Below are 19,520 nucleotides of genomic sequence, written 5' to 3'. Positions count from 1 at the left end.
CGATTGGCCTGCGCCCGCCGCCTCCACCCGCGGGTACGGTCCGTGCCATGCGCATCCGAATCGTCGACGCCTTCACCGACCGCCCCTTCTCCGGCAACCCCGCCGGAGTCCTCCTCCTCGACTCCGCCACCGCCTTCCCGGAGGACGACTGGCTGCGGAAGGTCGCCGCCGAGGTCAACCTCTCCGAGACCGCCTTCGCCCACCCGCTGCCCGCCGGCGGCGAGGCCGACTGGGCGCTGCGCTGGTTCACCCCGACCACCGAGGTCGACATGTGCGGCCACGCCACCCTCGCCACCGCCCACGTCCTGCACGCCACCGGCGCCACGACCGGACCGGTCCGCTTCGCCACCCGCTCGGGCGTCCTCGGCGCCGTCACCGGGGCCGACGGCGGCATCACCATGGACTTCCCCACCTCCTCGCTCACCCCGGTCCCGGTCCCGGACGGCCTGGCGGAGGCGCTCGGCGCCGAGATCGTCGCCGTCCACGACACCGCCGCCCACATCGGCGACCTCGTCGTCGAGCTGCGCGACGAGGCCACCGTCCGCGGCCTCGCCCCCGACCACGCGGCGCTCCGGGCCCTCGCCACGCGCGGGGTGATCGCGACCGCTCTCGCCGGCGACCCCGAGGGCGGCTACGACTTCGTCTCGCGCGGCTTCTTCCCCGCCGTCGGCATCGACGAGGACCCGGTCACCGGCAGCGCCCACACCGCGCTCGCCCCGTACTGGTCGGCCCGCCTCGGCCGCGACGAGCTGACCGGTTTCCAGGGCGGCGCCCGCACCGGCCTGGTCCGCACCCGACTGCGCGGCGACCGCACCCTGCTGACCGGACACGCCGTGACGGTCATCGAGGGCGAACTGCACGCCTGACCCGCCCGGAACGCCGGCAGTCTCCGCCCGGAACGCCGGAGGGGCGCACGATCCTTCCGTACGCCCCTCCGGCCCCGCCTCGTCCCACGCTCACACGGTGGGCAGCCAGTCCACCTTCCCGGCCAGCAGCCCGTAGCCGACGAAGGCCACGATGTCGAGCAGCGCGTGGGCGACCACCAGCGGCCCCACCCGACCCCAGCGGCGGTAGAGCAGCACGAAGACGGCGCCCATCACCATGTTGCCGATGAAGCCTCCGATGCCCTGGTAGAGGTGGTACGAGCCGCGCAGCACCGAACTCGCCACCAGGGCGCGCATCGGCGTCCAGCCCAACTGGTCCAGCCGGCGCAGCAGATAGCCGACGACGATGACCTCCTCCAGGACGGAGTTCTGGATCGCCGAGAGGATCAGGACGGGGTACTTCCACCACACGTCCGGCAACGACTCGGGGACCACCGTGAGGTTGAAGCCGGAGGCCCGGGCCGCGAGGTAGAAGGCGAGGCCCGCGCTGCCGATGCCGGCCGCCACCAGCGCTCCGCGCCCCAGGTCGGGCCAGGGCCGGGTCCGGTCGAAGCCGATGGCCCGCGGTCCGGAGCCCTCACGCGTCAGCAGATGGGCGACGAGCACCACCGGGACGAGCGCCGTGGCGATGCCGAAGAGCTGCCAGCTGAGGTCGAGCCAGGGGCGCCCGGGGGCGTACGAGCCGTTGAGGGTGGCCGCCTGCTCCTTGAGCGCGCCGGGCCGGGTCAGCGAGCCGACGAAGCTGATCAGCGAGGAGACCGCGCTCGCGCCGAGGGAGAGCGCCAGCACGATGAGGGTCTCGGAGCCCAGCACCCGGCGCGACAGACCGCCTCCGGGCGGGCCGGTGTCCACCACCCGTTGTTCCGCCACCACACCCGTCTCCCGTTCGCGTCACGACCGTCCCGGGGACCGGACCGCGGCCCCCGTACGACGATCATGCGCGACGCCCCGCCCGGAACGCCATCCAGGGCGGGCTCAGGCTCCCGCCACCCCCACCGGCCACGTGTGCACCGGCTCGCCCTCCAGCATCAGCGCCCGGTAGCGCCGGGTGGTGGCCGCCAGGGCCGCGTCCCGGTCGAGGCCGCCCTCCAGTGCCTGGTGGAAGGTGGCGGCCTGCCAGGACGCGCCGTTGACCCGGCGGCGGCACCGCTGCTCGATGACGCCCAGGTAGAAGTCGCGGTCGGCCGGGTCGACGTGCCAGGCGTCCAGCCCGGCGGCGGCCAGCGGCAGCAGCTCGTCGAGGACGAGCCGCGCGGCCGGCCGGCTCGCGACGCCGCCCGCCCGCCCCGGCCGGGGCCAGCGCAGCTCCGCCTCGATGCCGTGGCGGCAGGCGGCGTCGAAGTTGGCCTCGGCGTCCGCGAAGTCCATCCGCTTCCACAGCGGGCGCGGCTCGTCGGCGAGCGAGCGGACCAGCCCGTAGTAGAAGGCGGCGTTGGCGATGACGTCGGTGACGGTGGGGCCGGCGGGCAGGACCCGGTTCTCCACCCGCAGGTGCGGGACGCCGTCGACCCAGCCGTACACCGGCCGGTTCCAGCGGTAGACCGTGCCGTTGTGCAGGACGAGCTCCTTGAGCTGCGGCACCCCGCCGTCGTCGAGGACGCGCAGGGGGTCCTCCTCGTCGCACAGCGGCAGCAGCGAGGGGAAGTAGCGGACGTTCTCCTCGAAGAGGTCGTACACCGAGTCCACCCACCGCTCGCCGAACCAGGTGCGCGGCCGGACGCCCTGGGACTGGAGTTCGGGCGGACGGGTGTCGGTCGCCTGCGTGAAGAGCGGCGGGCGGGACTCGCGCCACACCTCCCGCCCGAAGACGAAGGGCGAGTTGGCGCCGAGGGCTATCTGCACTCCGGCCGCCGCCTGGGCCGCGTTCCAGACGGAGGCGAAGCGGGCCGGCGTCACCTGGAGGTGGAGCTGCACGGAGGTGCAGGCGGCCTCCGCGATGATCGACTCCGAGGTGTGCCGGAGCCTTTCGACGCCCTGGATGTCGACGGTGATCTCCTCCCCGCGGGCGACCAGGATCTGGTCGTTGAGCAGGGCGTAGCGGTCGGCCCCGGAAAGGTTCTCGAAGACGAGGTCGCGCTGGGTGAGGGTCGGCAGTATCCCGATCATGAGGACCCCGGCGTCGAGTTCGGCGGCCTGCCGGTCGGCATATCCCAGGCCCGTGCGCAGCTCTTCCGCGAGCCGGTCGAAAACGTGGCCCCCGAGCCGGCGCGGGGCGATGTTCACTTCCAGGTTGAACATTCCGAGTTCGGTCTGGAAATCGGTGCTGGCGATCTTTTCCAGGACGGCGTCGTTCAGCATCCTCGGGAGTCCGTCGGAGCCCGCGAGATTGAGTTCGATCTCGACGCCCATGAGGTTGCGCGGTCGGTCGAAGCGCTGTTCCGCGAGGAGCCGGGCGAGCCCCGCCAGACACTGCTGGAGCTTGCGCCGGTAGCGCTGCCGGTCGGCCGGGCCGAACCCGTCCGTCACGACCTTCTCCCCCATCGAGGCTTCCCTCCCGCGTGGGCGGCCACCGGGCGGGGCCGCGCGTACGGACGATGATGCCCACGCCACTGATCGACAACGCCTGCGTTTCCGGCCGCTCCACGGATAGTCTGGTACGAACCTGCCGGCTCCCGCGGGGATCTCCGCCATCGGACCGGTCGTGGACATATACCAATGTCATATTGCCTCCCGGCGCGGCCGGGTCGGGGCTTTCGGAATTCTGGCGTCCGGCTCGCCGGGGAATGTGAGGACGGAGATCCTGTCCCCGCTCCGATTCCGCCGCATCGCGCGCGGGATACGACCTGATGACGCCTTGTCAGGAATATCGGCGGGGTCTAGCGGAAACAATCTCTGAACACGTGTCGTATAAACTCCGCGGACGAGGCAGAGCGCCGGCGTACGGCCACGACCCGTGGCCCCCCGCTCCGCCCCCGTCGCGACAGCGCCGTCGTACCCGGCCCCGCCGCCGCGCATGGCCGTACCCGTACCGAGACCGGTACGTACCAGCACCGCACGAGAGCCGTACCGAGACCGGTACCAGCAACCCGCACCCGTATCCGTATCCCCGTGTCTCCTGAGCGAGAGGCGACCCACACGATGCTCCGATCCTCCCCGGCCCCCGCGCCCGCCCTGCGCAGTGTCCTCGCGGCACTGGGCTCGCCCACGGCCGTCCGAGAGGCCCGCACCCCGGCCCTGCGGGCCGCCGCGGGACCGCTGAGCCCCGAACTCCCGCTGCCCGTCCACGTGCTGCGCATCTCCGGGGCCCCGGGGCACGAGCCCGGCACCCGGCTCGTCGGCTGGCGGTTCCTGATCCGCAGCGGGGACCGTGCGGTGGCCGCCGCCGACACCATGCTCACGCCGGACGGCTGGTCGTTCTCGCACTTCTTCGAGGGGCCGTACGTCGCCGCCACGGAACGGGCGCTGGTCCAGGCCGAAGCGCTGCCCGGCACGTACGAGCCGCGGCTCCTCTCGGTGCCGGAGCTGTACATGCTCACGCTCTGGCTGCACGCCGAACCGGACCCCGACGGCACCGAGCCGGGCGCGGAATCCGCCGACGTACTGCTCCCGCTCGCCCCCGCGCCGCCCGGCATCGCCGCCAACCGCCCCTACCGGGTGGCCGACCTGCTGCCCGTGCTCAGCACCCGCCTCGCCCCGCCGCCGCTGCTCGGCTCCGCCGCGTCCGCCTGACGGAGCCCGGCTGCCGCGCCCCGTGACCCGCCCGCCCGGGTCACGGGGCGCACAGCTGTCCGCGATCGCTGCCCGAACGTCGTACCCGAACAGCCCTCCCGGACGGACTAGCCCGGTCGGGCCACCCCGAACCACCCGAAAGGACGGGGTCGTTGACGTGAACCGCCCCTGCGGGTGATGCGTCTTCCCAGGAGCGGACGAGCTGACGCGAAATACCTGCGGAAGACCGTCCGTGCGGCAAGACTGGGACCGGAACCGAACCGACCGACGGGGGCGGCCATGAGCGCGCAGAGCCGCAGGACATCCACCACGACGCAGCGAAAGAACCCATCCATGTGCCAGCACCAGCCTGCCTGTCCCACCGCCGACTCCGCCGACCGTGAGGCCGCCGCTCCGGTGGCGTGCCACCCGGAGCAGGGGTGGAGCCTGCTGTGCAACGGTGTCCTGCTCTTCGAGGACACCGGCGAACTGCTGCCGGACGGGCAGATCATCGCTCCGCACCGGCCGCTGACGGCGGGCCGGGTGACGACGGCGGCCTGAGCGGGAGCTCGGAGAGCGCCGAGGGCCGGCCCGGAGGTGACCCCGGACCGGCCCTCTGTCATGCCGTCGCTCAGTGGTCGTACGCGTCCAGCGGCGGGCAGGAGCAGACCAGGTTCCGGTCGCCGAAGGCGCCGTCGATGCGGCGGACCGGCGGCCAGTACTTGTCGGCGGTCGAGACGCCGGCCGGGAAGACCGCCACGTCGCGGTCGTAGGCGTGGGCCCACTCGCCGCCGAGCGCGGCCGCGGTGTGCGGGGCGTTGCGCAGCGGGTTGTCCTCGGCGGGCCACTCGCCGGAGCCGACCTTCTCGATCTCGGCGCGGATCGCGATCATCGTGTCGCAGAAACGGTCCAGCTCGGCCAGGTCCTCGGACTCGGTCGGCTCGATCATCAGCGTGCCGGCCACCGGGAAGGACATGGTGGGGGCGTGGAAGCCGTAGTCGATCAGGCGCTTGGCGATGTCGTCGACGGTGACGCCGGTCGCCTTGGTCAGCGGGCGCAGGTCGACGATGCACTCGTGGGCGACGAGCCCGGCCGGGCCGGTGTAGAGGACCGGGTAGTGCGGCTCCAGGCGCTTGGCGATGTAGTTCGCCGCGAGGACGGCGACCTGGGTGGCGCGCTTGAGGCCCTCGCCGCCCATCAGGCGGACGTACGACCAGGAGATCGGCAGGATGCCGGCCGAGCCCCACGGAGCGGCCGAGATCGGGCCGACGCCGGTCTCCGGGCCCGCGGTGGGCTGGAGCGGGTGGTTCGGCAGGTACGGGGCGAGGTGGGCGCGGACGCCGACCGGGCCGACGCCGGGGCCACCGCCGCCGTGCGGGATGCAGAAGGTCTTGTGCAGGTTGAGGTGCGAGACGTCGCCGCCGAAGTGGCCCGGCTTGGCGAGGCCGACCAGCGCGTTGAGGTTGGCGCCGTCGACGTACACCTGGCCGCCGGCCTCGTGGACCTCGGCGCAGATGTCGGCGACGTGCTCCTCGAAGACGCCGTGCGTCGACGGGTAGGTGATCATCAGCACCGAGAGCTCGTCGCGGTGCTGCGCGATCTTGGCGCGCAGGTCCTCGACGTCGACCTCGCCGTCCTCGGCGGTCTTCACGACGACGACCTTCATGCCGGCCATCACGGCGGAGGCGGCGTTGGTGCCGTGCGCGGAGGACGGGATGAGGCAGACGGTGCGCTGCTCGTCGCCGTTGGCGCGGTGGTAGGCGCGGACCGCGAGGAGACCGGCCAGCTCGCCCTGCGAACCGGCGTTCGGCTGGATGGAGACCTTGTCGTAGCCGGTGACCTCGGCCAGGCGCTCCTCCAGCTCGGTGATGAGCGTGACGTAGCCCTGGGCCTGGTCGATCGGCGCGAAGGGGTGGATCTGGCCGAACTCGGGCCAGGTCACCGGCTCCATCTCGGTGGTCGCGTTCAGCTTCATGGTGCAGGAGCCGAGCGGGATCATGCCGCGGTCGAGCGCGTAGTCGCGGTCCGCGAGGCGGCGCAGGTAGCGCAGCATCGAGGTCTCGGAGCGGTGCGCGTGGAAGACCGGGTGGGTGAGGTACGCGTCGGAGCGCAGCTGCGCGGCCGGGAGGGCGTCCTCGGTGGTGGCGTCGAGGGCCTCGATGTCGGCGGTCACGCCGAAGGCGGCCCAGACGGCGGCGAGCTGCTCGCGGCCGGTGGTCTCGTCGCAGGAGACGGAGACGTGGTCGGCGTCGACGCGGTACAGGTTGACGCCGGCCGCGCGGGCGGCGGCGACGACGGCGTCGGCGCGGCCCGGCACGCGGGCGGTGACGGTGTCGAAGAAGGCGCCCTGGGTGAGCTCGACGCCCCCGGCGGTGAGGCCGGCGGCGAGGATGGCGGCGTACCGGTGGGTGCGCTGAGCGATCTGCTTGAGACCGTCCGGACCGTGGTAGACGGCGTACATGCCGGCCATCACGGCAAGGAGCACCTGGGCGGTGCAGATGTTGCTGGTGGCCTTCTCGCGGCGGATGTGCTGCTCGCGGGTCTGGAGAGCGAGGCGGTACGCCTTGTTTCCGTCGGCGTCGACGGAGACACCGACGAGGCGGCCGGGAAGGGAGCGGGCGTGCTTGTCCTGGACGGCCATGTAGCCGGCGTGCGGACCGCCGAAGCCCATGGGGACGCCGAAGCGCTGGGTGGTGCCGACGGCGATGTCCGCGCCGAGCGAGCCGGGCGACTCGAGCAGGGTGAGCGCGAGCAGGTCGGCGGCGACGGTGACGATCGCGCCGAGCTCGTGGGCGGCGTCGATCAGCGGCTTGATGGCGCGGACCGCGCCGGAGGCGCCCGGGTACTGGAGGAGGACGCCGAAGACGCCGCGCTCGGCGATCTCGGCGGGGATGCCGTGGCTCAGGTCGGCGACGACGACCTCGACGCCGGTCGGCTCGGCGCGGGTCTCGATGACGGCGATGGTCTGCGGCAGGGCGTCGGCGTCGACCAGGAAGACGCCGTTCTTGACCTTGCCGACACGGCGCGCGAGCGCCATGGCCTCGGCGGCGGCGGTGCCCTCGTCGAGGAGGGAGGCGCCCGAGGTCGGCAGACCGGTCAGGTCGGCGACCATCGTCTGGAAGTTGAGCAGCGCCTCCAGGCGGCCCTGCGAGATCTCCGGCTGGTAGGGCGTGTAGGCCGTGTACCAGGCCGGGTTCTCCATGACGTTGCGGAGGATCACCGGCGGGGTGAAGGTGCCGTAGTAGCCGAGGCCGATCATCGGGGCCAGCACCTCGTTGCGGCCGGCGAGGACGCGCAGCTCGGCGAGGACCTCGGCCTCGGTGCGGGCGCCGGGAAGGGCCAGCGCCTCGGCGTTCTTGATGACGTCCGGCACCGCGGCGGCCGTCAGCTCGTCGAGCGAGCCGAAGCCGACCTGGGCGAGCATCTTGGCCCGCGCCTCGGCGTCGGGTCCGATGTGCCGCTGCTCGAAGGGGATGCCCTGCTCGAGCTCGGAGAGCGGGGTGCGGTTGGCGGTCATGATGCGGGGGCCTCCTGGTCGTCACGACCTGCGAGGGGCACCACGGCGCGGGTGCCCGGACGGCCTCCCCCTCTGTCATCTCAACCTGAGAGCTTCACCGGCACGCCCGGGGGCACGCCGGCTTTCACCGTCGGTGAGAGCGGATGCCGTCGGACGCCCGCCCTGCTTTCCAGAGTGACCTCGCCCGCGCGGTACCGGGTGCCTGAGAGATTCCGGGGAGGATTTGCTCCTTCGGCGCCACCGGAAACCTCTCCGATGGACTCTCCCGCACGGTGTCGACAGCCACAGCCAGCCTACCAGCGCGGTTGTCGGTCCCTTCGCTCAAGTGGCCGACATCCCAGATGTGCACTTTCGTAGGGGTGTAGAGCAGTTGCGACCAGTTGGAGGGACCGTGCAGACCGACATCGATCCGCGCAGCCTGATCGGCCGCAAGGCGTTCGACCGTCACGGACACAAGATCGGAACCGTGGACGAGGTGTACCTGGACGACGCGACCGGCATCCCCGAGTGGGCCGCGGTCCGCACCGGCCTGTTCGGCAGGGACGCGTTCGTCCCCCTGGAACCGAGCGAGCTGACCGACGACGGCCTCCACATCCCCTTCGAGCGCTCCCTGATCAAGGACGCCCCGGACTTCGGCGTGGGCCGCCACCTCTCCCCCGAGCAGGAGCTCCAGCTCTACCGCCACTACGAACTGACCCTCCCGCCCCCCTCGGAGGCGATCCCGGACTTCGGCCGGATCGCGGGCCAGGAGGACCCCGCCTAGATCGCGTCCTCCGCATCGGACGAGATCCGGCCGGATCGCCGGATCACGCCGGCCGAAGGCCGTCCGGGCGGGATCGGGCCGGGATCAGGCCGCTCCGGGCGGGACCAGGCCGAACAGGCCGGGAGGCGCCGGATCAAGCCGGATCAGGAAGCGGCTCCCGGTGCGTGCGCTCGCGCGGCGGGCTCCGCCCCCGTCGCCCCTCCCGGGACCAGCGGCAGCGGATCGGCCGGCTCCAGTTCCGGGTCGTCCACCGAGAAGGTGCGCACCCGCCCGGGAGCCGTGCTCCCGGGCTCCTCGAAGCGGACGGTGACCCGCCCGAGCCCGCTGCCCTGCACCCAGCCCGCCCCGAGGACCGCGTGCCGCACGTCGTTCCCCGGCGCCCACCGCCGGGTGGCGGTCTCGGTCGCGGTGGGCGGCGCGGCGGCCGTCGGCGACGCCACCGGGCGTCCTCCGCCCTCACCCTCCGCGCCCCCCGCTTCGGCCCGGGCGCCCACTTCTGCCTCTGCCTCCGCTTCCGCGCCCGCCTCCGCCTGGGCGAAGAGGTCCTCCTGCGTGTAGTCCGCGAGCCCGCTGACCCCCACGCCCAGGAGCCGCACCCCTCCCGTGGTGTCCACGAGCTCCAGGAGCCGCTCCGCCGCCTCCCGCACCACCAGCGGGTCGTCCGTGGGCCCCCGCAGCGTCTCGGACCGCGTCAGCGTCGAGAAGTCGTACCGCCGCACCTTCAGGACGATCGTCCGCCCGGAGTGCCCCGAGCGCCGCAGCCGCTCCACGCACCGCTCCGCGAGCCGCTCGACCTCCAGGCGGATCCGCGTCCGGTCGTGCAGGTCGATGTCGAAGGTGTCCTCCACCGAGACCGACTTCGCGTCCCGCTCGGCCACCACCGGCCGCCCGTCGTGTCCCAGCGCCATCCGGTACAGCGAGGCGCCGTGCGACCGCCCCAGGATCCGTACGAGCTCGTCCTCGCCGGCCTCCACGACGTCGGCGACCGTGGTGATCCCGGCCCGCCGCAGGTGGTCACCGGTCGCCGGGCCCACCCCCGGGATGATGCGCACGGACCTCGGTGCGAGCAGCGCCCGCTCGGTCCCGGGCTCGAACAGCACCAGGCCGTCCGGCTTGGCCTCCTCGGAGGCGATCTTCGCGAGCATCTTGGAGCCGGCGAGCCCCACCGAGCCCGTCAGCCCCGTGGTCGCCAGGATCTCGGCGCGCAGCCGCTCCCCCACGGCCCGGGCGCTGGCGCTGTCGTCCGCGAGCCCGCCGGCCTCCAGGTCCACGAAGGCCTCGTCGAGGCTGAGCGGCTCCACCAGCGGCGACAGCCGCCCGAGCAGCTCCATCACCTGCCCGCTGATCGCCCGGTAGAAGGCGAAGCGCGGTACGAGGTACGCGGCGTGGGGCGCGAGCCGCCGCGCCTGCCCCATCGGCATCGCCGAGTGCACGCCGAAGCGCCGCGCCTCGTACGAGGCGGTGGCGACCACTCCGCGCGGCCCGAGACCGCCCACGACCACCGGCTTGCCGCGCAGGCTCGGCTTCGACGCCTGCTCGGCGGCGGCGAAGAAGGCGTCCATGTCGAGATGGAGGATCGTGGGGGCGGCTCTCACACCACCGATCCTCCCCCACACCACTGACAAAGGCCGCTGCGCAAGGGTCCCGCGCGCGGCCGTCCGGAAAGAAGACCATCCGGAAAGGAGACCGTCGGAACCGAGACCGTCCGGAGAAGCGACCCGCGTCCGCGCGCCTGCGTACCGCCCGAGGCCGTCAGACGGCCCGGTCGCGCCGGCGTCTCGCCAGCTCGTCCTGCGGGTTGTGCCCCACCAGGGTTTCCCCGGTGTCGACGCGCTCCCCGTGCAACTGCGAGAGCGCCGCCTCGACGTCCCGCCACACGACGCCCACCGCGATGCCGAAGACGCCCTGGCCGCCCTGGAGCAGCGAGACGACCTCGTCGGGCGAGGAGCACTCGTAGACGGTCGCGCCGTCGCTCATCAGCGTCATCCGCTCCAGGTCGCGGAACCCCCGGGCGCGCAGGTGCTGCACGGCGGCCCGGATGTTCTGGAGCGCGACGCCGGTGTCGAGGAACCGCTTGACGATCTTGAGGACGACGACGTCCCGGAAGCTGTAGAGCCGCTGGGTTCCGGAGCCGTACGCGGGCCGCACGCTCGGCTCGACGAGCCCGGTACGCGCCCAGTAGTCCAACTGGCGGTAGGTGATGCCGGCGGCCGCGCAGGCCGTGGGACCGCGGTATCCGATCGCCTCGTCCGCCACCCCGACGCTCGCCGCCTCCGTCCCGAAGCCACCGAAGTCGCCCACACTGCCGTGAAGCGGATACGCGGTGCTCTCCCCGGACGTGCGTCCGAGCGAGCTCCCTGCCGTACCGTCCGCGCTGCTCATCACGCCGACCCTCCGTCCTTGACCTGCCCACTCGAAGGTAGGCAGTCGCTAGGGGTGCGTCAACGATCGCCACACTCGGCACGCCGAGTGATAATCACCCAGAGAGTGGTTTCACGTGACCCACTCCGGGGAAAGGCTACTCGAATGCGCCGACGGAGCCTTCCGGCCGCCCCGGTCCGCCCGGCGCGCGCCCCCGTCGGGAGCGCCGCCCACGGGGCCCGGGAGCGGGGCCCTCACTGGCTTCCGAAGTCCTCCGGAGAGATCTGGTCGAGGAACTCGCGGAACTTCTCCACCTCGTCCTCCTGCTCGTCGGGGATCGCGATGCCGGCGTCGTCGAGGACGCCGTCGCTGCCGAAGATCGGCGAACCGGTCCGCAGGGCCAGCGCTATCGCGTCCGACGGCCGCGCGCTCACCTCCACACCGCTGGCGAAGACCAGCTCGGCGTAGAAGACCCCGTCCCGCAGATCGGTGATGCGGACCTGCGTCAGCTCCTGCCCCACGGCCTCCAGCACGTCCTTGAACAGGTCGTGCGTCAGCGGCCTCGGCGGGGCCATGCCCTGCTGGGCGAAGGCGATCGCGGTCGCCTCGCCGGGTCCGATCCAGATGGGCAGGTACCGATCGCCCCCCACCTCGCGCAGGAGCACGATCGGCTGGTTGGAGGGCATTTCCACCCGGACACCCACAACGTCGAGCTCGTTCACACAGCAACCCTAGGACGTGGCCGACCGGTTTGGATAGTCGGGCCCCCGCTCAGCGGCCTCCGCACCCCGCCGCGAAGCGCTCCGAGGCCGTCACTGGAGGCGGATTCCGAGCGCCGTCTGCACCAGCGCGGCGTGCAGTCGCACCGAGAGCTGCGCCAGATCGGCGGCCGTCTCCTCGGCGTGCGCCCGGGTCTGCGGATTGCGGTGCCGGCGCAGCGGCGCCACGACCTGCTCGATCAGCCCCGCCTCCCGGTCCGCGGAGGCCTTCACGGACCGCAGGTGCCGGGGTTCCAGGCCGAACCGGCCGAGGTCGGCGACGATCCTGGCGACCGTGACGCTCTCCGGGTCGTAGCCGCCGCCCTCGCTCTCGGCGATCAGGCCGTACGACTCCCACTCCGTCAAGTCCGCGTCGGTGACCCCGGCCGCGGCGACCAGCTCGGCCCGGCCGAGGCGCGCCGCGGTCGGCCGCTCGTCGGCCTCCTCGGCCACCGGCCCGTCGAGCAGCCCGTCCAGCAGGTCACGGCGCCGACCGGGGGCCGGGAGCTTCACCTGCTCGCCCCGGGCGAGGGCGTCGAGGTGCTCCCGGATGACCTTCAGCGGAAGGTAGTGGTCCCGCTGCATCCGCAGGACGGCGGCGAGCCGCTCCACGTCCTCCGGGCTGAACTTCCGGTACCCGGAGGCCGTACGACGGGGCTCGACGAGCCCCTCGGCCTCCAGGAAGCGGATCTTGGAGATCGTCACTTCGGGAAACTCGTCCCGCAGCTGGGTCAGCACGGTGCCGATACTCACCAGCCGGTCGCCCGCGGTGGCGGTGCCGGATCCGGCACCGCCCGTCGGTGTTCGCACCATGGACCTTTCCTGAAGGATCTCCGCCAGGCGTGTCAGACGCCCCGCTGGTTCGCGTAGAAGACCAGGCGGTACTTGCCGATCTGCACCTCGTCGCCGTTGTTCAGCACCACGTCGGTGTCGATCGGCTCGCGGTTGAGGTAGGTGCCGTTGAGGCTGCCCACGTCGGCGACGGTGAAGCTGCCGTCCTGGCGCCGGCGGAACTCCACGTGCCGCCGGGAGACCGTGAAGTCGTCCAGGAAGATGTCGCTCTGCGGGTGCCGGCCGGCCGTCGTCAGCTCGCCGTCCAGGAGGAAGCGGCTGCCCGAGTTCGGACCGCGGCGCACCACCAGGAGCGCGGAGCCCGGCGGCAGCGCCTCGACGGCCGCGAGGGCCTCGGCGGACAGCGCCGGCATCGCGATCTGGCCGGTGGTCTCCGCGTCGTACGCCTCGAGACCCGAGATCGAGATCGTCGACGTCGTCTCGGAGGGACGCTCGGCGGCGACCCCGCCCCGCAGCGGCGTGCCGCAGTGGGAGCAGAACCGGCTGTCCGCCGTATTGCGGTGACCGCACCTCGTACACACCGGCATGGACGCGTCCTCCTGCCGCGGCTGCCCCGCGGAGGTCTGGGTCGCGTACGGATCGGGGGTCGACCCTCCACCCGTACCTGAGGTTGATGGTTCACCGAAACCTATGCGCGCGGCACCGGCGGGGTCAACAGACGACGCGCCCTGACCACCCACCTCGTCACGGAAGAGCGGACGCTCGCCGCCCTGCTCCTCGCTCTGGGCGTGGCGCGGCGCACGGTGCCTGGCGTTGCCGCCGTCCTCGCGTGCGCTCTTGCCGAACAACTTCGCAAACAACTTCACGGGCGATTCCCCTTGACCGAAACAGACCCGCCCGTGGGGCAGGACGAACCGAGATCCATCACACCTGCCGACCCGGACACCTTCACAACGTCCGTATCCTCCGGACAGTTTCCACCACGCACCACCGTTGTGGTGCGCCGACCCCCCGCAACGCTCCAGCCCATGTCGCGGGACCCCTCGTCACCGCTCTCACGGAGAGGACGACCGAGCGTAGTCAGGCCGCTTCGCGGGTCGCAAGGCGTCGACGACGATCTTCGCCGACCGCTCCACCGTGGCCGTGGCCTGCTCCTTCTCGAGGGTCTGGACGACTCCACCGGGGATGTTGAGCGCGGGCTCGAGATCCTCGGGCTTGCCGATGACCTTGAAGACGTACGGAGCGGTCACCGGCGTTCCATCGATCCGCATGTCTTCACCGCCACCGGTGAAATAACTGTTGGCGACCACCCGCACGCCGTCGACCTGGATCGCCTCCGCGCCGGCCGCCCGCAGCTCCTGGATCGCGTCGAGCAGCATGTCGGACTCGACCGCGCCGACCGGGTCGGTCACGGTCAGCGTGATGCCCGGCCCCTCGGCCGCCACCGTGCCGGCCAGGATCCCGAGCTGCCGCTCCTTCTCCTGCGTCTGCCGGCGGGCCTCCTCGGCCTGGTCGGAGCTGGACTCCAGCTCCGACCGCTGCTTCTCCAGCCGCGCTTTCTCGTCCTCCAGGCGCTGCGTACGGTCGTCGAGCTCGTCGAGGATCCGTACCAGGTCCTCCTGCCGCGCCCCGCGCAGCGCGCTGCCCTCGCTGGTCGAGGAGACCTGGATGGCGAGGCCGAAGCCCAGACAGGCGAGCAGCAGCGCCACCACCAGCTGGGCACGCGTCACCCGCGGCGGCCACAGGGCGTCCGCGAGCCGCCGACGGCCGCTCGGCGCCCCGGCACCCGCTCCGCCGCCCTGGGCGCCCCCAGCGGCCCCGGGAGCGCTCTCACCGCCCTCCGCGGGCGGCGCCACCGGCTTCTCGGGCAGCACCGGTCTCTCGGACGCCTCGGGCTTCGCCGCCGCCTGGGGCTTCGCCGGTGCCGCGGGCACGGCCGGCGTCTCGGGCCTCCCCGGCGTTCCGGGGGCCTCCGGCTTCTCGCCGCCCGCTTCCGGCTTCTCGTTCGGGTTCACACTCATCGGCCTCACGCCCGGAAGACATGGCGGCGGATCGCGGCCGCGTTGGAGAAGATGCGGATGCCGAGGACGACCACGACACCGGTGGAGAGCTGCGCGCCGACGCCGAGCTTGTCGCCGAGGAAGACGATCAGCGCGGCCACGACCACGTTGGAGAGGAAGGAGACGACGAAGACCTTGTCGACGAAGATCCCGTCGAGCATGGCCCGCAGGCCGCCGAAGACCGCGTCGAGGGCGGCGACCACGGCGATCGGGAGATAGGGCTCGACGACCGCCGGGATCTCGGGCCGGACCAGCAGTCCCGCCACGACTCCGACGATCAGGCCCAGTACGGCGATCACGATGTTGCCTTCCCCTTGTCGGCCGTGGCCCGACCGCTGGGCGTCGCCGCCCCGGCCCCCCTCGGCTCTGCTGTACGTACGATCAGGCTCGGCGCGGCCGGCAGGCTCAGCCGGCCCTCGACCGAGATGCTGCTGCGGATCCCGAAGTTCTCCACCAGCGCGTGCAGGTACTGTCCGTCCGCGCTGTCCTGGAAGGCCGTGCTCAACCGCTGCCCGTCCCCGATCGCGAGGACGGTGTACGGCGGCACGAGCGGCCGGTTGTCGACGAGCACGGCGTCACCGGCGGCCCGGATGGCGGAGAGCGTCGTCAGCCGCTGGCCGTTGATCGACACGGCTTCCGCGCCGGACTCCCACAGTCCGTTGACCACCCGCTGCATGTCACGGTCGCGCACCCGCCCGGTGTCGGAGAAGCCGGCGCTCTCGCGCGGCCCGCCGCCCCCGCTGTCCGACCCCTTGGCGTCGTCGACGACGAGCTTCACCCCGGGGCCTTCCACGGCGGTGGCACCGGAGAGCAGGGCGACCAGCTCCGCCTGGTCGCCGCCGTGCTCCTCCAGCGCGGCCCGCTGCCGGTCGCCGACCTCCACGCGGATCCGCTCGACGTCACGCTCCAGGCCGTCGGCCGTCGCGTTGGCGTCCTCGATCCGGTCGATGAGCTCCTGCCGTTCCTTGGCGACGACGGGAGCCGAGACGCGGGCCTCGGCCGCGCCCACCGTCACGACGGCGGCGGCCAGCACCAGCCCCGCCGCGAACCCCAGTTTGGCCCGCAGCGGCTTGGGCAGGGCGCCGCCCTCCGCCTTGCGCCGCGCGGTCGCCTCCGCGTACCCGTCGTCCAGCGCGTGGTCGATGACGTTGTTCAGCAGCGACATCGACGCGTCCGGGCGCGGGGGCGGAGAACCGGTGCTCCGAACGGGGGGCTGCTGCGACATGCCGCACATCGTCGCACGTCGCGCGCCCTACCGCCGAATGGCCCCCACGAAGGGCCGGGCGGCGCCACGACGGCACCGCCCGGCCTCTCTCCGCCTTCCGGTCAGCGGCCCGCGCTCTCGACCACCCGCGACCACTCGTCGAGCAGCGCCTGCGCGGAGGTGTCGTCGGGCCCCTCCGCCCACAGATGGGTGACGGCCTCGGCCGGGTCCGGCAGCACCATGACCCACCGTCCGTCGGCCTCCACGACCCGCACGCCGTCGGTGGTGTCCACCGCCCTGCCGCCGGCCGCCTCGACCACCCGCCGCATCACCAGGCCCTTGACGGCCCACGGCGTCGCGAGGTCCCGCTTGATCACGTGCGCCCGGGGGATGCGGGCGTCGATCTGGCTCAGCGTGAGCTGCGTCCGCGCCACGAGCCCGATGAGCCGCACGAAGGCCGCGGCCCCGTCGAAGACGCTGCTGAACTCGGGCACGATGAACCCGCCGCGCCCGTCCCCGCCGAAGATCGTCGACTCCTGCCGGCCGACCCGCGTCAGGTCGTCGGGCGAGGTGGTCGTCCACTCCACCTGGGTGCCGTGGTACGCCGCCACCTGCTCGGCGATACGGGTCGTGGTCACCGGCAGCGCCACCCGGCCCGACCGCCGCTCGGCCGCCACCAGGTCGAGCATCACCAGCAGCGCCCGGTCGTCCTCGATGATCCGCCCCCGCTCGTCGACGAGCGACAGCCGCTCGCCCACGGGGTCGAACCGCACACCGAACGCCGCCCGCGCCGAGGCCACGATCTCCCCGAGCCGCACGAGCCCGGCCCGCCGCCGCTCCACGGACTCGGTGGGCCGCGACTCGTCGAGCCCGGGGTTGATGGTCAGCGAATCGACCTGGAGCCGTCCCAGGAGGCTCGGCAGGACGAGGCCGGCGCTTCCGTTGGATGCGTCCACGACCACCTTGAGGCCCGCTTCCGCGATGCCGGTGGTGTCGACGTTCCGTAGCAGGGAGCCGGTGTACGAGTCGAAGACGCTCGCCGGGAAGGACAGGTCGCCGATCTCGCCGGGGAAGGCCCGCCGGTACTCCTGCCGCGCGTAGACCCGGTCCAGCTTCCGCTGCCCGGCCTGCGACAGGTCGGCGCCCCGCTCGTCGAAGAACATGATGTCGACGGAGTCGGGCACTCCTGGGGAGGTACGCACCATGATCCCGCCGGCGCTGCCCCGCGCGGTCTGCTGCCGGGCCACCGGCAGCGGCACGTTCTCCAAGTCCCGCACGTCGATGGCGCTGGCCTGGAGCGCGGAGATGACGGCCCGCTTGAGGGCACGCGCGCCACGTGAGTGGTCACGCGCGGTGGTGACGGTGGAGCCCTTCTTCAACGTCGTCGCGTACGCGCCGGCCAGTCGCACGGCCAGTTCGGGGGTGATCTCGACGTTCAGGATGCCGGTGACCCCGCGCGCGCCGAAGAGATGGGCCTGGCCGCGGGACTCCCAGATCACCGAGGTGTTGACGAAGGCACCGGCCTCGATGGTCTTGAAGGGGTAGACCCGGACGTTGCCCTGCACGATCGATTCCTCACCGATCATGCACTCGTCGCCGATGACGGCGCCGTCCTCGATCCGGGCGGCGCGCATGACGTCGGTGTTCTTGCCGATCACGCAGCCGCGGAGATTGCTCTGCTGCCCGATGTAGACGTTGTCGTGGACCACGGCCTTGTGCAGGAAGGCTCCGGTCTTCACGACCACGTTGGAGCCGACGACGCTGTGCTCGCGGATCTCGGCGCCGGCCTCGACCTTGGCGTAGTCGCCGATGTACAGCGGCCCGCGCAGCACCGCGTCGGGGTGCACCTCCGCCCCTTCGGCGACCCACACGCCGGGCGAGATCTCGAAGCCGTCGATGTCGACCTGGACCTTGCCCTCGAGCACGTCGGCCTGCGCCTTGACGTAGCTCTCGTGGGTGCCGACGTCCTCCCAGTAGCCCTCGGCGACATAGCCGTAGATCGGCTTGCCTTCCTTCATGAGCTTGGGGAAGACGTCGCCGGACCAGTCGACCGGGACGTCGGGTTCGACGTAGTCGAAGACCTCGGGCTCCATCACGTAGATGCCCGTGTTCACGGTGTCGGAGAAGACCTGCCCCCAGGTCGGCTTCTCCAGGAAGCGCTCGACCTTCCCTTCCTCGTCGACGATCGTGATGCCGAATTCCAGCGGATTCGGCACGCGCGTCAGGCAGACGGTGACGAGGGCGCCCTTCTCCTTGTGGAAACGGATCAGGTCGCTGAGGTCGAAGTCGGTGAGGGCGTCCCCCGAGATCACGAGGAAGGCGTCGTCCTTCAACGCCTCCTCCGCGTTCTTCACACTGCCCGCTGTGCCGAGCGGCTTCTCCTCGTTGGCGTACGTGAGCTCCATTCCGAGCTCCTCGCCGTCCCCGAAGTAGTTCCTGACGAGCGACGCTAGAAACTGCACGGTGACGACGGTCTCGTTGAGACCGTGCCGCTTGAGCAGTCGCAGGACGTGCTCCATGATCGGCCGGTTCACCACCGGCAGCAGGGGCTTGGGCATGCTCGAGGTCATGGGGCGAAGGCGGGTTCCTTCGCCACCGGCCATCACGACGGCCTTCATGTCGGAAGCGTCCTCCTTGAAGAGACGACGGTCCTGCCGGCCGAACCAGTCTGGTCACTGGGCCTCGGACGCCCTCGTTACTGCCGGCGACGTTGCACGGCACGGGGCGGACGGGCTCAATCGGCCGCGGTATCCGCCTTCACGAGTCGGCGGACTTGGACCACGTAGAGGATCCCTGCCCACCAATACAGAGTTGTACCCCAAACAGCGAAAGCCCATCCGAAAACTTCAGCGAGTGACGCCAGCCATCCGTTTCCGTCACTGAGAAGCAGCAGCGGGAAGGCGTACATGAGGTTGAAAGTGGCAGCTTTCCCGAGGAAGTTCACCTGCGGCGGCGGGTATCCGTGCCGGCGCAGGATTCCCACCATGACGAGCAGCATGAGCTCCCGCGCCAAAAGTACGGCGGTCAGCCACAGTGGCAGGATCTCGCGCCAGGTGAGTCCCACGAGCGTGGACAGGATGTAGAGCCGGTCCGCGGCCGGGTCCAGCAGCCGGCCGAGGCTGCTGATCTGGTTCCACTTCCGGGCGAGCTTGCCGTCGAGGTAGTCGCTGACGCCGCTGAGCATCAGCACGAGCAGCGCCCACACATCGCTGTTGGGCCCGCCGAACTCCGGTCGGAGGATGAGCCACAGGAACAGCGGCACGCCGAGAAGCCGTGCCATGCTGAGAATGTTGGGGATGGTGAGGACCCGGTCCGTCTGGACCTCGGTCTCCTGGACCTCCACCGGGGGGCCTCCTGCTCGGAACCGTACCGACGTTGACCCCTGACCTTACCTCTCGCCACGACCGGCTCCGCCCACCGGGTCGGCCCGTGAACGCGGAAAAGCCCCGCACCATAAGGTGCGGGGCTTTCCCACAATGATTGTTCGGCGGCGTCCTACTCTCCCACAGGGTCCCCCCTGCAGTACCATCGGC

Annotated in this window: 17 protein-coding genes and 1 riboswitch; of the genes, 4 read left to right on the top strand and 13 right to left on the bottom strand. The window is 71.9% G+C overall.

What is annotated here, in order from left to right:
- Positions 1-47: 47 nt before the first annotated feature.
- Complete coding sequence (locus ACFZCF_RS26975; protein WP_391289396.1) at positions 48-866, top strand: PhzF family phenazine biosynthesis isomerase; 819 nt, start codon at positions 48-50, stop codon at positions 864-866.
- Between the two features lie 90 nt (positions 867-956).
- Here the strand turns inward: ACFZCF_RS26975 and ACFZCF_RS26970 are convergent, their stop codons facing one another.
- The gene (locus tag ACFZCF_RS26970; protein ID WP_388450065.1) at positions 957-1,757 is read right to left on the bottom strand and encodes a CPBP family intramembrane glutamic endopeptidase; all 801 of its coding nucleotides are present in this window, start codon (positions 1,755-1,757) and stop codon (positions 957-959) included.
- A gap of 102 nt (positions 1,758-1,859) precedes the next feature.
- Positions 1,860-3,365, bottom strand: a complete 1,506-nt coding sequence (locus ACFZCF_RS26965) for a glutamate-cysteine ligase family protein (RefSeq protein WP_388450063.1) — start codon at positions 3,363-3,365, stop codon at positions 1,860-1,862.
- 597 nt (positions 3,366-3,962) lie between these two features.
- On the opposite strand from ACFZCF_RS26965, the gene ACFZCF_RS26960 reads away from it, so the two are divergent.
- A complete protein-coding gene (locus tag ACFZCF_RS26960; protein ID WP_388450061.1) occupies positions 3,963-4,553 on the top strand; it encodes a hypothetical protein in 591 nt (196 codons plus the stop codon).
- Positions 4,554-4,886: 333 nt separating this feature from the next.
- On the top strand, positions 4,887-5,093 hold the full coding sequence (locus ACFZCF_RS26955) for a DUF5999 family protein (RefSeq protein WP_189954598.1): 207 nt from the start codon (positions 4,887-4,889) through the stop codon (positions 5,091-5,093).
- A 70-nt stretch (positions 5,094-5,163) separates the two neighbouring features.
- Here ACFZCF_RS26955 and gcvP read toward each other — a convergent pair whose 3' ends face one another.
- Positions 5,164-8,049, bottom strand: coding sequence for an aminomethyl-transferring glycine dehydrogenase (gene gcvP / locus ACFZCF_RS26950; RefSeq protein ID WP_391289394.1), 2,886 nt, complete (start codon positions 8,047-8,049; stop codon positions 5,164-5,166).
- 179 nt (positions 8,050-8,228) lie between these two features.
- Positions 8,229-8,327: riboswitch (glycine riboswitch) on the bottom strand.
- Positions 8,328-8,440: 113 nt separating this feature from the next.
- On the opposite strand from gcvP, the gene ACFZCF_RS26945 reads away from it, so the two are divergent.
- Positions 8,441-8,812, top strand: a complete 372-nt coding sequence (locus ACFZCF_RS26945; RefSeq protein ID WP_391289392.1) for a PRC-barrel domain-containing protein — start codon at positions 8,441-8,443, stop codon at positions 8,810-8,812.
- Positions 8,813-8,955: 143 nt separating this feature from the next.
- Here the strand turns inward: ACFZCF_RS26945 and ACFZCF_RS26940 are convergent, their stop codons facing one another.
- From ACFZCF_RS26940 to ACFZCF_RS26895, 10 genes are all read right to left on the bottom strand, one after another.
- Positions 8,956-10,407 (bottom strand): DNA polymerase IV, encoded by a 1,452-nt coding sequence (locus tag ACFZCF_RS26940; protein WP_391289391.1) that lies wholly within the window; start codon positions 10,405-10,407, stop codon positions 8,956-8,958.
- 157 nt (positions 10,408-10,564) lie between these two features.
- The gene (locus ACFZCF_RS26935; RefSeq protein ID WP_391289389.1) at positions 10,565-11,194 is read right to left on the bottom strand and encodes a MerR family transcriptional regulator; all 630 of its coding nucleotides are present in this window, start codon (positions 11,192-11,194) and stop codon (positions 10,565-10,567) included.
- A 233-nt stretch (positions 11,195-11,427) separates the two neighbouring features.
- Positions 11,428-11,895 carry a bifunctional nuclease family protein gene (locus ACFZCF_RS26930; RefSeq protein WP_030492457.1) on the bottom strand — a complete coding sequence of 156 codons (468 nt, stop codon included), beginning with the start codon at positions 11,893-11,895 and terminating at the stop codon, positions 11,428-11,430.
- A 90-nt stretch (positions 11,896-11,985) separates the two neighbouring features.
- Positions 11,986-12,744: a MerR family transcriptional regulator gene (locus tag ACFZCF_RS26925; protein ID WP_388450051.1), complete on the bottom strand. Its 759-nt coding sequence runs from the start codon at positions 12,742-12,744 to the stop codon at positions 11,986-11,988.
- A gap of 32 nt (positions 12,745-12,776) precedes the next feature.
- On the bottom strand, positions 12,777-13,697 hold the full coding sequence (locus tag ACFZCF_RS26920) for an FHA domain-containing protein (protein ID WP_388450207.1): 921 nt from the start codon (positions 13,695-13,697) through the stop codon (positions 12,777-12,779).
- Positions 13,698-13,778: 81 nt separating this feature from the next.
- Complete coding sequence (locus ACFZCF_RS26915; RefSeq protein ID WP_388450049.1) at positions 13,779-14,744, bottom strand: DUF881 domain-containing protein; 966 nt, start codon at positions 14,742-14,744, stop codon at positions 13,779-13,781.
- 5 nt (positions 14,745-14,749) lie between these two features.
- A complete protein-coding gene (locus ACFZCF_RS26910) occupies positions 14,750-15,082 on the bottom strand; it encodes a small basic family protein (protein ID WP_030492461.1) in 333 nt (110 codons plus the stop codon).
- Positions 15,079-16,008, bottom strand: a complete 930-nt coding sequence (locus ACFZCF_RS26905) for a DUF881 domain-containing protein (RefSeq protein WP_388450046.1) — start codon at positions 16,006-16,008, stop codon at positions 15,079-15,081. The genes ACFZCF_RS26910 and ACFZCF_RS26905 overlap by 4 nt, the downstream gene beginning before the upstream one ends.
- Positions 16,009-16,109: 101 nt before the next feature.
- Positions 16,110-18,605, bottom strand: a complete 2,496-nt coding sequence (locus tag ACFZCF_RS26900; protein WP_388450044.1) for a sugar phosphate nucleotidyltransferase — start codon at positions 18,603-18,605, stop codon at positions 16,110-16,112.
- A gap of 116 nt (positions 18,606-18,721) precedes the next feature.
- Complete coding sequence (locus ACFZCF_RS26895) at positions 18,722-19,330, bottom strand: CDP-alcohol phosphatidyltransferase family protein (protein WP_382810682.1); 609 nt, start codon at positions 19,328-19,330, stop codon at positions 18,722-18,724.
- Between the last annotated feature and the right edge of the window lie 190 nt (positions 19,331-19,520).

It is taken from the genome of Streptomyces sp. NPDC007945 (assembly GCF_042958885.1).
Taxonomy (GTDB): Bacteria; Actinomycetota; Actinomycetes; order Streptomycetales; family Streptomycetaceae; genus Streptomyces.
Note: the sequence above shows the minus strand (reverse complement) of the source record. Positions and strands in the feature narration are given on the sequence as shown.